The following is a 14,438-nucleotide window of genomic DNA, read 5'->3' on the forward strand; positions in this document are numbered from 1 at the left end:
CGCCGGGAAGACGTCGTCGCGACCGTCATCAACCTCAGCTCCTCTCGAAAGGTCCCGGTGTGTCCGGGAGTCGTCCACGGTGAGACTCGAACGTCTCAGCGATCCAGCCTAGCACCACCACCTCGACCGCCTCAGTGGCAGAGATGCGCCTCGTGCTCCGCGTGACCGCTCGGCTCCAGCTGGAAGGTGCAGTGCTCCACGTCGAAGTGGTCGCCGAGGCAGCCCTGCAGCTCGTGCAGCACCTTCTCGTGCCCTATCGAGTCGAGCATCTCCTGGCGCACCACCACATGCGCGGAGAGCACCGGCATGCCGGAGGTGATCGTCCAGGCGTGCAGGTCATGGACGCCCAGGACACCGGGCAGCGCCGTGATGTGAGCCCGTACCTCCGCCATGTCCACGCCCTTGGGCGCCGACTCCAGCAGCACGTTCAGCGTCTCCCGCAGCAGCTTCACCGTGCGGGGGACGATCATCAGGCCGATCACCAGCGAGGCGATCGGGTCGGCGGCCTGCCAGCCGGTCGCCATGATGACGGCCGCCGAGACGATCACGGCGACCGAGCCCAGGGTGTCCGCCAGCACCTCCAGATAGGCGCCGCGCACATTGAGGCTCTCCTTCTGTCCGCGCATCAGCAGAGAGAGGGAGACGATGTTGGCGACCAGGCCGACGGTGGCGAACGCGATGGCGAGGCCGCCCTTGGTCTCGGCCGGGGTGATGAACCGGTCGACCGCCTCGAAGATCAGGAAGCCGCCGACGCCCAGCAGCAGCAGACAGTTGGCGAGCGCCGCCAGGATCTCGGCGCGGGCGAAGCCGAAGGTGCGGTTCGGCCCGGCCGGCCGGTTGGCGAAGTGGATGGCGAGCAGTGCCATCCCGAGCCCCAGGGCGTCGGTGGCCATATGGGCGGCGTCCGCGATCAGGGCCAGCGAGTCGGAGAAGACCCCGCCGACGATCTCCATGACCATCACGCTCAGCGTGATCCCCAGGGCGACGCGGAGCCTGCCCCGGTACGCGGCGGCCGCCGTGCCGGTCGGAGGCGGCCCGCCGTGCGTGTGCCCGTGATCGTGGCCAGCCCCCATGCGAAACGCCTCCAGCTCCGTGCGACGGTGCCCGGCGAAACCGCCCGACGACGCCAGTGAACTACGGGTGGGGGGTATCGGGCAACACGGGACTGAACACCGTTGTCATCTGCTCTGACCTGCGGAAACGTTCCGCAGGTCAGAGCGCTGACGTGATCGTTTACGGGCGTCCGCCGTGGGCGTCGGTACGTGCCTCCGGGTGGTGCAGGCACCACCCTTCCCACGCCGACCCCACCATCGAGCGGACGTCCCGGCGGGCCGTCCAGCCCAGCTCCCGGACCATCCGCGCGTCCGAGGCGACCGCCTTCGCCGCGTCACCGGGACGGCGCGGCTCCACCACCGGCTCGACCGCGTACCCGGTCACCTCGGTGATCACGTCGATCAGCTCCCGTACTGACACGCCTTCGCCCCGGCCGACGTTCAGCGTCAGATCGCCGCCCTCGCGCACGCCGAGTTTCCGTGCCACGGCGAGGTGGGCGTCGGCCAGGTCGGCGACGTGGATGTAGTCACGGATGCACGTGCCGTCGGGCGTGGGGTAGTCGTCGCCGAAGATCCGCGGGGCCTCGCCCCTGGTCAGCCGGTCGAAGACCATCGGGACGATGTTGAAGACCCCGGTGTCCGCCAGCTCGGGCCCGGCCGCGCCCGCCACGTTGAAGTACCGCAGACAGGCGGTCGAGATCCCGTGCGCCTTGCCCGTGGCCCGCACCAGCCACTCGCCGGCGAGCTTCGTCTCGCCGTACGGGTTGATCGGCAGGCAGGGCGTCTCCTCCGTGACGAGGTCGACGTCCGGTACGCCGTAGACGGCCGCCGACGACGAGAAGAGGAAGCGCCGCACCCCGGCAGCGACCACGGCCTCCAGCAGCACCGTCAGCCCGGCGATGTTCTCCCGGTAGTACAGCAGCGGCTTCTCCACGGACTCGCCGACCTGCTTCTTCGCCGCGAGATGCACCACACCGCTCACCTGGTGCTCGGCCAGCACCCGGTCCAGCAGTGCCCGGTCCGAGGCCGAGCCCTCCACCAGCGTGACGGCCTCCGGCAGCCGGTCCACGACGCCCGTCGAGCGGTCGTCGACCACCACGACCCGCTCGCCCGCCGCGACCATGGCCCGCGCCACGTGTGCCCCGATGTAACCCGCTCCACCTGTGATCAGCCATGTCATGACCGTCAGCCTAAGCGTCACATTCGTCCGGCCCGACCGGCGGTTTGTCGGCCGGGGCACCGATCAAGGATGATGATCGCCGAGGGAACCGGCCCGGTCGGAGCCACCCGAACAGCGCGCAAACGGGTGGTGAACTCGGCCTTCCGTTCATCCGATAGCCTCAGCCGACATGCCGCCGGCCCGCCTCGTGGCCGTGCTGCCGAGTGTCGTCCACCGTCAGTGCCAAGGAGTGAGTTCGTCTGTCGACCGCCATCCTCACCGGTACGCCGGTACCCGGGTCGTCGCTCGCGGACGATCTGAGGTCCCTGGGCTTCGACGTGCTCAGCGCCGCCGACGCCGGTGACGCCGCAGCACTCCTCGCCGCCGTCCCGGCCGACCGCCGGGTCGCCCTCGTCGACCCGCGCTTCGTGGGTCACCTCCACGCGCTGCGGCTCGGCCTGACCGACCCGCGCTTCCCAGCCGCCACCGTCCCCGGTGCGCTCACCGCCCAGCCCCAGGCCCGGCCGGCCCTGCTGCGCGCGCTGCACCGCACCACGGCCGCGGTCGGCGCCGGCGCGCCCGTCGTCGCCCCGGACACCGACCCGGCACCCGAGGACCGCACCGTCCCCGGCCGCATCGCCGTCGCGCTGGAGGCCGAAGGCACCGCCGTACAGCGCCCCGCCCTCGGTTCGCTCGTCGCCGCCGTCCCCACCGACCCCGAACAGCAGGCCGCGGCCGAGGCCGGGGTCGCCTCCGTCGACGACGAAGCCGTACGGCTGCGCAGCGCGGTCAAGGCCCACGACGGCTTCTTCACCACCTTCTGCATCAGCCCCTACTCCCGCTACATCGCCCGCTGGTGCGCCCGCCGGGGCCTCACGCCGAACCAGGTCACCACCGCCTCGCTGATCACCGCGCTCATCGCGGCGGGCAGCGCGGCCACCGGCACCCGGGGCGGTTACGTCGCCGCCGGGATCCTGCTCCTGGTCTCCTTCGTCCTGGACTGCGCCGACGGGCAGCTCGCCCGCTACTCGCTGCAGTACTCCACGATGGGCGCCTGGCTGGACGCCACGTTCGACCGGGCCAAGGAGTACGCGTACTACGCCGGCCTCGCCATCGGCGCCGCCCGAGGCGGTGACGACGTATGGGTCCTGGCGCTCGGCGCGATGGTCCTCCAGGCCTGCCGCCACGTCGTGGACTTCTCGTTCAACGAGGCCAACCACGACGCGGTCGCCAACACCAGCCCCACCGCCGCGCTCTCCGACAAGCTCGACAGCGTCGGCTGGACGGTCTGGGCGCGCCGGATGATCGTGCTGCCGATCGGCGAGCGCTGGGCCATGATCGCGGTGCTCACCGCGCTCACCACCCCCCGCACCGTCTTCTACGCCCTGCTCGCCGGCTGCGCCCTCGCCGCCTGCTACACCACCGCCGGCCGCCTCCTGCGCTCGCTGACCCGCAAGGCCGGCCGCACCGACCGCGCCGCCCAGGCTCTGGCGGACCTCGCCGACTCCGGCCCCCTGGCCCAGGGAGTCGCCGCGGTCGCCGCCGGCCTGCGGGGCGCGTTCACGGCCCCCGCCGTCGCTCTGCTCGGCACCCTCGTGATGGTCGGCGCCGCTCTCTTCCTCCCGTACGGCAGCCCGCTCACCGTCGCCGCCGCGGCCGTGTACGTCCTGCTCTCCGGCCTCGCCGTCGCCCGCCCCCTCAAGGGTGCGCTCGACTGGCTGGTGCCGCCGTTCTTCCGGGCGGCGGAGTACGTCACGATCCTCGTGCTGGCCGCCCGCAGCGACGTACCGCACGCCGTTCCGGCAGCCTTCGGACTCGTCTCGGCCGTCGCCTACCACCACTACGACACGGTCTACCGCATTCGCGGAGGCACCGGCGCACCGCCCCAGTGGCTGGTGCGGACGATCGGTGGCCACGAGGGCCGTACCGCGCTGGTGGCCGTTCTCGCCGCCGTACTCACCCACACCTCAGGTTTCACCACGGCTCTCACCGTCCTCGCGGTCGCCGTGGCTCTGGTGGTGCTCGTGGAGTCCATCCGCTTCTGGGTGTCCTCCTCGGCGCCCGCCGTACACGACGAAGGAGAACTCGCATGATCGGCCTCGTACTGGCAGCCGGTGCAGGACGACGTCTGCGCCCCTACACGGACACGCTCCCCAAGGCGCTCGTCCCGGTCGACGGCGACAGGACGGTCCTCGACCTGACGCTCGCCAACTTCGCCGAGGTCGGACTCACCGAGGTCGCGATCGTCGTCGGCTACCGCAAGGAGGCCGTCTACGCCCGCAAGGCCGAGCTGGAGGCGACGTACGGCGTCACCCTCACCCTCATCGACAACGACAAGGCCGAGGAGTGGAACAACGCCTACTCCCTGTGGTGCGCGCGTGACGTCATCAAGCGCGGCGTGATCCTCGCCAACGGCGACACCGTGCACCCGGTCTCCGTCGAGAAGACCCTCCTGGACGCCCGGGGCGAGGGCCGGAGGATCATCCTCGCGCTGGACACCGAGAAGAGCCTCGCCGACGAGGAGATGAAGGTCATCACCGAGGAGGGCGAGGGCGTCCGGCGCATCACGAAGCTGATGGACCCGGCCACCGCGACCGGTGAGTACATCGGCGTCACCCTCATCGAGCCCGAGGCCGCCGAGGAGCTCGCCGACGCGCTGAAGGCCACCTTCGAGCGCGACCCCGACCTCTACTACGAGGACGGCTACCAGGAGCTCGTCAACCGCGGCTTCACCGTCGACGTGGCTCCGATCGGCACCGTCACCTGGGTCGAGATCGACAACCACGACGACCTGAAGAAGGGCCGGGAGATCGCGTGCCAGTACTGACCCGGCTCATTCCGTCCCCGGTCGTCGTCGACATCCGGCGCGGCGCCATGGACGATCTGGCGGGTCTCCTGGCCGATCAGCGGATCTCCTCCTCGGGCAAGCTCGCCATCGCGATCAGCGACGGCTCCGGGCGCGCCCTCAAGGAGCGGCTCGCCCCGGTCCTGCCGGGCGCCGACTGGTACGCCGTCCGCGACGGCACGATCGACTCCGCGGTGAAGCTCGCCGACGAGATCAAGGGCACCCGGTACGACGCGGTGGTCGGCCTCGGCGGCGGCAAGATCATCGATGTGGCGAAGTACGCCGCGGCGCGGGTCGGGCTGCCCCTGGTCGCCGTCGCGACGAACCTCTCGCACGACGGCCTCTGCTCGCCGGTCGCCACGCTGGACAACGACAACGGACGCGGCTCCTACGGCGTGCCCACGCCGATCGCCGTGGTCATCGACCTCGACGTGATCCGTGAGGCGCCCGCCCGGTACGTCCGCTCCGGCATCGGTGACGCCGTCTCGAACATCTCCTGCGTCGCCGACTGGGAGCTGGCCCACGAGGTCAACGGCGAGGAGATCGACGGACTCGCGGCCGCCATGGCCCGCCAGGCCGGCGAGGCCGTGCTGCGCCACCCCGGCGGCGTCGGCGACGACGCCTTCCTCAAGGTGCTGGCCGAGGGGCTGGTGCTGACCGGCATCTCGATGTCCGTCGCGGGCGACTCCCGTCCGGCCTCCGGCGCCTGCCACGAGATCAACCACGCCTTCGACCTGCTGTACCCGCAGCGGGCGGCCAGCCACGGCGAGCAGGTCGGCATCGGCGCCTGCTTCGCCATGCATCTGCGCGGTGCCCGTCAGGAGGCCCTCCAGATGGCATCGACCCTGCGCCGCCACGGTCTGCCGGTGCTGCCCGAGGAGATCGGGTTCACCGTCGACGAGTTCATCCGGGCCGTCGACTACGCGCCGCAGACCCGACCGGGACGCTTCACCGTCCTGGAGCACCTCAACCTGTCCACCGACCAGATCAGGGACGCGTACGCCGACTATGCCTCGACCATCAGTAGCTGAACTCCGTCCGGTCGTGCACCCTCCGGGGGTGAAGGACCGGCGCAGCGGCGAGCACTGGGCCGGCCGCCTGTACATGCGTGAGGTCTCCCTGCGGGTGGACCGCTACCTGGTGAACACCAAGGTCACGCCGAACCAGGTCACGTACGTGATGACGCTGGCCGGAGTCCTGGCCGCACCGGCCCTGCTGGTGCCCGGCATACCGGGCGCCCTCCTCGGTGTGCTCATGGTCCAGCTCTACCTGCTCTTCGACTGCGTCGACGGCGAGCTGGCCCGCTGGAAGAAGCAGTACTCACTGAGCGGGGTCTACCTGGACCGGGTCGCCGCCTACCTGTGCGACGCGGCCGTCCTCGTCGGCCTCGGCCTGCGTGCCGCCGACATCTGGGGCGAGGGCCGGATCGACTGGCTCTGGGCCTTCCTCGGCACGCTCGCCGCGCTCGGCGCGATCATGATCAAGGCCGAGACGGACCTGGTCGGCGTCGCGCGCCACCAGGGCGGGCTGCCGCCGGTCAAGGAGGCGGCCTCCGAGCCGCGCTCCTCCGGCATGGCGCTGGCCCGCCGCGCGGCCGGAGCGCTCAAGTTCCACCGGCTGATCCTCGGGATCGAGGCCTCGCTGCTCATCCTGCTCGTCGCGATCCTGGACACCATCGGCGGCGACCTCTTCTACACCCGCCTCGCCACCGCCGTCCTGGCCGGCATCGCACTCCTGCAGACCCTGCTCCACCTCGTCTCCGTGCTGGCGTCCAGCAGGCTGAAGTGACCTCTGCCATGAGACTGGGCGCGGTGATCATCACCATGGGCGACCGCCCCGACGACCTCCGCGCCCTCCTCGGTTCGGTCCTCGCGCAGGACGGCGACCGGATCGAGGTCGTGGTGGTCGGCAACGGCGCCCCGGTCGGGCCCGTGCCGGCCGGGGTACGGACGGTGGAGCTGCCGGAGAACCTCGGCATCCCCGGCGGCCGCAACGTCGGCATCGAGGCGTTCGGCCCGTCCGGCGCGGACGTGGACGCCCTGCTCTTCCTCGACGACGACGGGCTGCTCCCGAACCGGGACACCGCCGAGCTCTGCCGTCAGGCGTTCGCGGCGGACCAGCGGCTCGGCATCATCACCTTCCGGATCACCGACCCGGACACCGGCGCCACCCAGCGCCGCCACGTGCCCCGGCTCCGGGCGGCCGACCCGATGCGCTCCTCCCGCGTGACGACCTTCCTCGGCGGCGCCAACGCCGTACGCACCCGAGTCCTCGCCGAGGCGGGCCCGCTGCCGGAGCAGTTCTTCTACGCCCACGAGGAGACCGACCTCGCCTGGCGGGCGCTGGACGCCGGCTGGATGATCGACTACCGCGCGGACCTGGTCCTCCACCACCCCACCACGGCCCCCTCCCGGCACGCCGTCCACCACCGCATGGTGGCCCGCAACCGGGTCTGGCTGGCCCGCCGGAACCTGCCCGCCCCGCTGATCCCCCTCTACCTCGGGGTCTGGCTGCTGCTGACGCTGGTCAGGCGCCCGTCACCCCCCGCGCTGAAGGCCTGGTTCGGCGGTTTCCGGGAGGGCTGGGCGACGCCCTGCGGGCCGCGCCGCCCGATGAAGTGGCGTACGGTGTGGCGGCTGACGCGGCTGGGGCGACCTCCGGTCATCTGAGAAGCTTTCCTCTGAGAGCATGAGGCGTATTTTCTTTCCGGGACCTGTCCGCCTGAGCCGCGCCCGCGACTGGCTGCGCGTGAAGACGAGAGTTTCAACTTGTGAGTGACACGACCCACGACGCCGGGGTGGCCCTCGGGGCCCCGCCGTCCGCCGACGAGGGCCTCGGCGCGGCCCAGCTGGCCGCCAAGTACGGCCTGACCGTGAGCGGTGCCCGGCCTGGACTGCTCGCCTATCTGCGACAGCTCTGGGGCCGGCGCCACTTCATCCTGGCCTTCTCCCGGGCCAAGCTGACCGCGCAGTACAGCCAGGCCAAACTGGGCCAGCTGTGGCAGGTGGTCACCCCTCTCCTGAACGCCGCTGTCTATTACCTGATCTTCGGGCTCATCCTGGGGACCAGGGAGGGGATTCCCCACGACGTCTTCGTGCCGTTCCTGGTCACCGGCGTCTTCGTCTTCACCTTCACCCAGAGCTCCGTGATGGCGGGCGTCCGGTCGATCTCCGGCAACCTCGGACTGGTCCGGGCCCTCCACTTCCCCCGGGCCTCGCTCCCCATCTCCTTCTCGCTCCAGCAGCTCCAGCAGCTGCTGTTCTCGATGATCGTGCTGGTCGCGGTCGCCATCGTCTTCGGCAGCTACCCCTCGCCGTCCTGGCTCCTGGTGATCCCCGCCCTGATCCTCCAGTTCTTCTTCAACACCGGCCTGGCCCTCGTCATGGCGCGGCTCGGCTCCAAGACGCCCGACCTCGCGCAGCTGATGCCGTTCGTCACCCGGACCTGGATGTACGCCTCGGGCGTGATGTTCTCCATCCCGGTGATGCTCAAGGACAAGCCGGCGTGGATCGCCGACGTGCTCCAGTACAACCCGGCGGCCGTCTACATGGACCTGGTCCGCTTCGCGCTGATCGACGGCTACGGCTCCGAGAACCTGCCGGACCACGTCTGGGCCGTCGGCCTCGGCTGGGCCGTGCTGCTGAGCGTCGTAGGATTCGTGTACTTCTGGAAGGCAGAGGAACGGTACGGCCGTGGCTGAGGACAACAAGCAGGGCCGGATTCCCACGGTCATCGCCGACGATGTCCACATCGTCTACCGGGTCAACGGCACCGGCGGTGGCCGGGGCAGTGCCACCGCGGCGCTGAGCCGCATGATGCGCCGCGGCAAGGGCGAGCCGCGCGGGGTCAGGAAGGTGCACGCCGTACGCGGCGTCTCCTTCACCGCCTACCGCGGCGAGGCCATCGGCCTCATCGGCACCAACGGCTCCGGGAAGTCCACGCTGCTGCGGGCCATCGCCGGCCTGCTGCCGACCGAGTCCGGCCGGGTCTACACCGACGGCCAGCCCTCGCTGCTCGGCGTGAACGCGGCGCTGATGAGCGACCTCACCGGCGAGCGCAACGTGGTGCTGGGCGGCCTGGCCATGGGCATGACCCAGGCCGAGATCCGCTCCCGCTACCAGGAGATCGTGGACTTCTCCGGCATCAACGAGAAGGGTGACTTCATCACCCTGCCGATGCGGACGTACTCCTCCGGCATGTCGGCCCGCCTGCGCTTCTCCATCGCCGCCGCCAAGAACCACGACGTCCTCATGATCGACGAGGCGCTGGCCACCGGTGACCACAAGTTCCGCGTCCGCTCCGAGCAGCGGATCCGCGAGCTCCGCAAGGAGGCGGGCACCGTCTTCCTGGTCAGCCACAACAACAAGTCGATCCGGGACACCTGCGACCGGGCGCTCTGGCTGGAGAAGGGCGAACTCCTGATGGACGGCCCCACCGAGGAAGTCCTCAAGGCGTACGAACGAGAGACGGGCAAGTAGTTTCCCAGCCATCCGTGGCCTCCACCGGACCGCTTCCGGTGGGGGCCACAGCGGTGTCCGGGGCCGGTGGAGGCCACCCGCAGTAGCGCTTGGGGGTGATCTCCTCCCGGCGGATGACGTCAATCCACCGGCGTACGAGCAAGGTTGACGAGCGGGTGCGGTGTCGGCGCCCCGGGCGCTCCACCCCCGCGCACCCCTGTGAGCTGTACAACGTAAGCTGTAGCGGTGCTGATTCATGGCAAGTGGGGCGATCCGCCCCCGGCGCTCCGCCCGCTGTGCCGCAGTGCACTCGGAAGAACGAGCGGCGTGTCCGAAAAGGGATGTTTTGGGTCAGCAGTGTAGAACGGGAGATGTGACGGCAATGACGGAAAATCTCCAGCTCCGACGTGATTCCGCCGTCCCCGCGCCGGGCGGTCCGCAGTGACCTCCACGCCCGAGGCGCGCACCGGCCACGCCACGCTCGGCAAGGCCGCGGACGAGAACTTCCCCGTGGCCCCCTTCTTCCTGCCCCGCGCCTGGCGCGACGACCTGATGGCGGTCTACGGCTACGCCCGGCTCGTCGACGACATCGGCGACGGCGACCTCGCCCCCGGCGGCGCCGACGCCCGCCACCTGGGCCTGGAGCCGGAGCAGAGCGACGACCGGCTCGCCCTGCTCGACGCGCTGGAGACCGACCTGCACCGGGTCTTCGCCACCACCGGCCAGGAGCCGCACCACCCCCTGCTCCGCGCCCTGCGCCCCACCGTGCGGCGCCGCGCGCTCACCCCCGAACCCTTCCTCGGCCTGATCGAGGCCAACCGGCAGGACCAGAAGGTCCGCCGTTACGCCACCTACGCGGAGCTCGCCGCCTACTGCGAGCTCTCCGCCAACCCGGTCGGCCGCCTCGTCCTCGCTCTCACCGGCACCACCAGCCCGGAGCGCGTACGCCGCTCCGACGCGGTCTGCACCGCGCTCCAGATCGTCGAGCACCTCCAGGACGTCGCCGAGGACCTCGCGCGTGACCGGATCTATCTGCCCGCCGAGGACATGGACCGCTTCCGGGTCACCGAGGCCGACCTGGCCGTCCCGTCCGCCGGAGCCTCGGTCCGCGCCCTGATCGCGTACGAGGCACAGCGCGCGAGCGAGCTGCTGGAGGACGGAATTCCCCTGGTGGGGAGCGTCGACGGCAGACTGAAGTTCCTGCTCGCCGGATTCGTCGGCGGCGGCCGCGCCGCCCTCACAGCGGTCTCGGCCGCCGGGTTCGACGTCCTGCCCGGACCACCCAAGCCCACCAAGCCCAGCATGCTGCGCGAAGTCGCAGTCGTCCTGCGAAGAGCGCGTAGAGAGGGGTGAGCTTGACCGTGGAGGGACAGACGACGGACAAGTCGCCACCGGTACAGGCCGCATACAGCTACTGCGAGGCCGTCACCGGACAGCAGGCCCGGAACTTCGCCTACGGCATCAGGCTGCTGCCGTACGAGAAGCGGCAGGCCATGTCGGCGCTGTACGCCTTCTCCCGCCGCGTCGACGACATCGGCGACGGCGAGCTCGACCCGGCGACCAAGCGGACCCGGCTGGAGAGCACCCGCGAGCTGCTCGACCGGGTCCGGCACGGCAAGGTCGAGGAGGACGACACCGACCCGGTGGCCGTCGCCCTCTCCGATGCCGCCCGCCGCTTCCCGCTCCCGCTGGAAGGACTCGACGAGCTGATCGACGGCGTCCTGATGGACGTGCGCGGCGCGACCTACGAGACCTGGGACGACCTGAAGACGTACTGCCGCTGCGTCGCCGGTGCCATCGGCCGCCTCAGCCTCGGCGTCTTCGGTACGGAACCGGGCGCGCCCGGCGCCGAGCGGGCCCCGGAGTACGCCGACACGCTCGGCCTCGCCCTCCAGCTCACCAACATCCTGCGCGACGTCCGCGAGGACGCCGGCAACGGGCGCACCTACCTCCCCGCCGACGACCTGGCCAAGTTCGGCTGCTCGGCCGGATTCCTGCGGTCCACCCCGCCGCCCGGCTCCGACTTCGCGGGCCTCATCCACTTCGAGGTGCGCCGGGCCCGGGCCCTGTTCGCGGAGGGGTACCGCCTGCTGCCGATGCTGGACCGCCGCAGCGGCGCCTGCGTCGCCGCCATGGCCGGGATCTACCGCCGCCTCCTGGACCGCATCGAGCGCGACCCGGAGGCCGTACTGCGCGGCCGCGTCTCACTGCCCGGCCACGAGAAGGCGTACGTCGCGGTGCGCGGCCTCTCCGGCCTGGACGCCCGCCACATCTCGCGCCTGACCTCCCGGGGGCGGGCCTGATGCGCTCCGGCACGCCCGGCGCCCGGTCAACCCTCCGGTGGCCGCACGCGTCCACGACTGCGACGATTCCTTCCGGGACGACCCGGCGATCGGCGACGGTCCGGCGATCGAAGACGGCCCGGCGAGAGGGGCAGGCATGAGCGACGAGACCCCGCGCCCCGTCGCGGTCGTCGTCGGAGGCGGCCTCGCCGGCATCACCGCGGCCCTGCGGCTCGCCGACGCCGGCCTCGACGTCACGCTGCTCGAAGGGCGGCCCCGCCTCGGCGGCCTCGCCTTCTCCTTCCAGCGCGGCGACCTCACCGTCGACAACGGCCAGCACGTCTACTTGCGCTGCTGCACCGGCTACCGCTGGTTCCTCGACCGCGTCGACGCCGCCCACCTCGCCCCGCTCCAGGACCGCCTGGACGTCCCCGTCCTGGACGTCGGCCGCGCCGCCGGACCCCGCCTCGGCCGGATCCGCCGCACCGGCCTGCCCGTACCGCTGCACCTCGCCGGCGGCCTCGCGGCCTACCCGCACCTCTCCCTCGCCGAGAAGGCGAACGTCGGCCGCGCCGCCCTCGCGCTCGGCCGCCTCGACCCCGCCGACCCGGCGCTCGACCGCATCGACTTCGCCACCTGGCTCAGGCAGCACGGCCAGTCCGAGCGGACCATCGAGGCCCTCTGGGACCTCGTCGGCGTCGCCACCCTCAACGCCACCGCGCCGAACGCCTCCATGGCACTGGCCGCCAAGGTTTTCAAGACCGGCCTGCTCTCCGAGCCCGGCGCCGCCGACATCGGCTGGGCCACCGTGCCGCTCGGCGAGCTGCACGACACCCTCGCCCGCAAGGCCCTGGACACCGCGGGCGTCCGCACCGAGCTGCGCGCCAAGGTGGGGTCGCTGACCCGCACCGAGGACGGCCGCTGGAGCGTCGAGAGCGCGGGGGAGCGGATCACCGCCGACACCGTCGTCCTCGCCGTACCGCAGCACGAGACCTACGACCTGCTGCCCGCCGGCGCACTGGACGAGCCGGACCTGCTCCTGGACATCGACAACGCGCCCATCCTCAACGTGCACGTCGTCTACGACCGCAAGGTGCTGCGCCGCCCCTTCTTCGCGGCGATCGGCTCGCCGGTCCAGTGGGTCTTCGACCGTACGCACTCCTCGGGGCTCAAGGGCCCCGGCCAGTATCTGGCGGTCTCCCAGTCCGCCGCCCAGGACGAGATCGACCTCCCCGTCGCCGAGCTGCGCGAGCGCTACCTCCCCGAGCTGGAGCGGCTCCTGCCGGCAGCACGCGGCGCGGGCATCCGGGACTTCTTCGTCACCCGCGAGCGCACCGCCACCTTCGCGCCCGCCCCCGGCGTCGGCGCGCTGCGCCCCGGACCCCGGACGCGAGCGCCCGGACTCCACCTGTCGGGCGCCTGGACCGCCACCGGCTGGCCCGCGACGATGGAGGGTGCCGTGCGCAGCGGCTTCCAGGCCGCCGACGCGGCCCTCCACGACCTCGGCCGCCCCCATGGACATCCGCTGCAGGAGGCGGCATGAGCAGTACCACCGGAACAAGAGGAGAGTCAGTGACCCCGGCGAATCCGGCTTCCGACACCGTGGACCAGACCACGGACGTCACCGCGCTTCTGGAGCGTGGACGAGCCCTGTCAGCGCCGGTCCTGCGGGCTGCCGTGGACCGGCTGGCGCCGCCCATGGACACCGTCGCGGCCTACCACTTCGGCTGGATCGACGCCGAGGGACGGCCCTCGGACGGCGACGGCGGCAAGGCCGTGCGCCCGGCGCTCGCCCTGCTGTCGGCCGAAGCGGCGGGCGCCCCCGCCGAGGCGGGCGTCCCCGGCGCCGTGGCCGTCGAGCTCGTGCACAACTTCTCGCTGCTGCACGACGACCTGATGGACGGCGACGAGCAGCGCCGCCACCGCGACACCGTATGGAAGGTGCACGGCCCCGCCCAGGCGATCCTGGTCGGCGACGCGCTCTTCGCGCTGGCCTACGACGTCCTGCTGGAGCTCGGCACGGTCGAGGCGGGCCGCGCGGCCCGCCGGCTGACCTCCGCCACCCGCAAGCTCATCGACGGCCAGGCCCAGGACATCTCCTACGAGCACCGCGAGCGGGTCACCGTCGAGGAGTGCCTGGAGATGGAGGGCAACAAGACCGGCGCCCTGCTCGCCTGCGCGGTCTCCATCGGCGCGGTGCTCGGCGGCGCCGACGACCGCACCGCCGACACCCTGGAGGCGTACGGCTACCACCTCGGCCTCGCCTTCCAGGCCGTCGACGACCTGCTCGGCATCTGGGGCGACCCGGAGGCCACCGGCAAGCAGACCTGGAGCGACCTGCGCCAGCGCAAGAAGTCCCTCCCGGTCGTCGCCGCGCTCGCCGCCGGCGGACCGGCCTCCGAGCGACTGGGCGAGCTGCTCGCCGCCGACGCCAAGAGCAACGACTTCGACAGCTTCTCCGAAGAGGAGTTCGCCGCCCGCGCGGCGCTCATCGAGGAGGCGGGCGGCCGCGAGTGGACCGCACAGGAGGCCCGCAGGCAGCACGCGGTCGCCATCGAGGCGCTGCACGGTGTCGACATGCCGCACCGGGTGCGGGCGCAGCTCACCGCGCTCGCCGACTTCGTGGTGGTGCGGAAACGGTGA

13 protein-coding genes are annotated in these 14,438 nt (G+C 71.7%); 11 read left to right on the forward strand and 2 right to left on the reverse strand.

Annotated features, from left to right (window positions below; translation table 11 throughout):
- Positions 1–131: 131 nt before the first annotated feature.
- Positions 132–1,073 carry a cation diffusion facilitator family transporter gene (locus ACQP09_RS31815; protein ID WP_433405973.1) on the reverse strand — a complete coding sequence of 314 codons (942 nt, stop codon included), beginning with the start codon at positions 1,071–1,073 and terminating at the stop codon, positions 132–134.
- 160 nt (positions 1,074–1,233) lie between these two features.
- Positions 1,234–2,232: a UDP-glucose 4-epimerase GalE gene (galE, locus tag ACQP09_RS31820; RefSeq protein WP_433405975.1), complete on the reverse strand. Its 999-nt coding sequence runs from the start codon at positions 2,230–2,232 to the stop codon at positions 1,234–1,236.
- 317 nt (positions 2,233–2,549) lie between these two features.
- On the opposite strand from galE, the gene ACQP09_RS31825 reads away from it, so the two are divergent.
- The 11 genes from ACQP09_RS31825 (at position 2,550) to ACQP09_RS31875 (ending at position 14,438) form a co-directional block, all read left to right on the forward strand.
- Positions 2,550–4,304 (forward strand): DUF5941 domain-containing protein, encoded by a 1,755-nt coding sequence (locus ACQP09_RS31825; protein WP_433405977.1) that lies wholly within the window; start codon positions 2,550–2,552, stop codon positions 4,302–4,304.
- Positions 4,301–5,038 carry a sugar phosphate nucleotidyltransferase gene (locus ACQP09_RS31830; protein ID WP_433405978.1) on the forward strand — a complete coding sequence of 246 codons (738 nt, stop codon included), beginning with the start codon at positions 4,301–4,303 and terminating at the stop codon, positions 5,036–5,038. Before ACQP09_RS31825 ends, ACQP09_RS31830 begins: the two co-directional genes overlap by 4 nt.
- Complete coding sequence (locus tag ACQP09_RS31835) at positions 5,026–6,087, forward strand: iron-containing alcohol dehydrogenase family protein (protein ID WP_432148658.1); 1,062 nt, start codon at positions 5,026–5,028, stop codon at positions 6,085–6,087. Before ACQP09_RS31830 ends, ACQP09_RS31835 begins: the two co-directional genes overlap by 13 nt.
- Positions 6,065–6,844 carry a CDP-alcohol phosphatidyltransferase family protein gene (locus ACQP09_RS31840; RefSeq protein ID WP_432148657.1) on the forward strand — a complete coding sequence of 260 codons (780 nt, stop codon included), beginning with the start codon at positions 6,065–6,067 and terminating at the stop codon, positions 6,842–6,844. The genes ACQP09_RS31835 and ACQP09_RS31840 overlap by 23 nt, the downstream gene beginning before the upstream one ends.
- Positions 6,845–6,852: 8 nt before the next feature.
- Positions 6,853–7,725, forward strand: coding sequence for a glycosyltransferase family 2 protein (locus tag ACQP09_RS31845; RefSeq protein ID WP_433405981.1), 873 nt, complete (start codon positions 6,853–6,855; stop codon positions 7,723–7,725).
- Between the two features lie 101 nt (positions 7,726–7,826).
- Positions 7,827–8,756, forward strand: a complete 930-nt coding sequence (locus ACQP09_RS31850; RefSeq protein ID WP_433405983.1) for an ABC transporter permease — start codon at positions 7,827–7,829, stop codon at positions 8,754–8,756.
- Entirely contained in the window at positions 8,749–9,534 is a 786-nt protein-coding gene (locus ACQP09_RS31855; RefSeq protein WP_404063849.1) for an ABC transporter ATP-binding protein, read from the forward strand. Before ACQP09_RS31850 ends, ACQP09_RS31855 begins: the two co-directional genes overlap by 8 nt.
- A gap of 420 nt (positions 9,535–9,954) precedes the next feature.
- Positions 9,955–10,866 (forward strand): squalene synthase HpnC, encoded by a 912-nt coding sequence (gene hpnC / locus ACQP09_RS31860; protein ID WP_433405985.1) that lies wholly within the window; start codon positions 9,955–9,957, stop codon positions 10,864–10,866.
- Entirely contained in the window at positions 10,863–11,816 is a 954-nt protein-coding gene (gene hpnD / locus ACQP09_RS31865) for a presqualene diphosphate synthase HpnD (protein ID WP_433405987.1), read from the forward strand. The genes hpnC and hpnD overlap by 4 nt, the downstream gene beginning before the upstream one ends.
- Positions 11,817–11,952: 136 nt before the next feature.
- On the forward strand, positions 11,953–13,338 hold the full coding sequence (gene hpnE, locus ACQP09_RS31870; protein WP_433405989.1) for a hydroxysqualene dehydroxylase HpnE: 1,386 nt from the start codon (positions 11,953–11,955) through the stop codon (positions 13,336–13,338).
- Positions 13,335–14,438 carry a polyprenyl synthetase family protein gene (locus ACQP09_RS31875; protein WP_433405991.1) on the forward strand — a complete coding sequence of 368 codons (1,104 nt, stop codon included), beginning with the start codon at positions 13,335–13,337 and terminating at the stop codon, positions 14,436–14,438. Before hpnE ends, ACQP09_RS31875 begins: the two co-directional genes overlap by 4 nt.

Origin of the sequence: Streptomyces sp. CA-146814 (assembly GCF_050942385.1) — a bacterium.
In the GTDB taxonomy this organism is placed as follows: domain Bacteria; phylum Actinomycetota; class Actinomycetes; order Streptomycetales; family Streptomycetaceae; genus Streptomyces.

What these genes read in the sequence shown, in the direction of transcription:
- ACQP09_RS31815 (WP_433405973.1), bottom strand. Translation starts at nt 1,073, where the DNA reads ATGGGGGCTGGCCACGATCACGGGCACACGCACGGCGGGCCGCCTCCG.
- galE (WP_433405975.1), bottom strand. Translation starts at nt 2,232, where the DNA reads ATGACATGGCTGATCACAGGTGGAGCGGGTTACATCGGGGCACACGTG.
- ACQP09_RS31830 (WP_433405978.1), top strand. Translation starts at nt 4,301, where the DNA reads ATGATCGGCCTCGTACTGGCAGCCGGTGCAGGACGACGTCTGCGCCCC.
- ACQP09_RS31840 (WP_432148657.1), top strand. Translation starts at nt 6,065, where the DNA reads ATGCCTCGACCATCAGTAGCTGAACTCCGTCCGGTCGTGCACCCTCCG.
- ACQP09_RS31845 (WP_433405981.1), top strand. Translation starts at nt 6,853, where the DNA reads ATGAGACTGGGCGCGGTGATCATCACCATGGGCGACCGCCCCGACGAC.
- hpnE (WP_433405989.1), top strand. Translation starts at nt 11,953, where the DNA reads ATGAGCGACGAGACCCCGCGCCCCGTCGCGGTCGTCGTCGGAGGCGGC.
- ACQP09_RS31875 (WP_433405991.1), top strand. Translation starts at nt 13,335, where the DNA reads ATGAGCAGTACCACCGGAACAAGAGGAGAGTCAGTGACCCCGGCGAAT.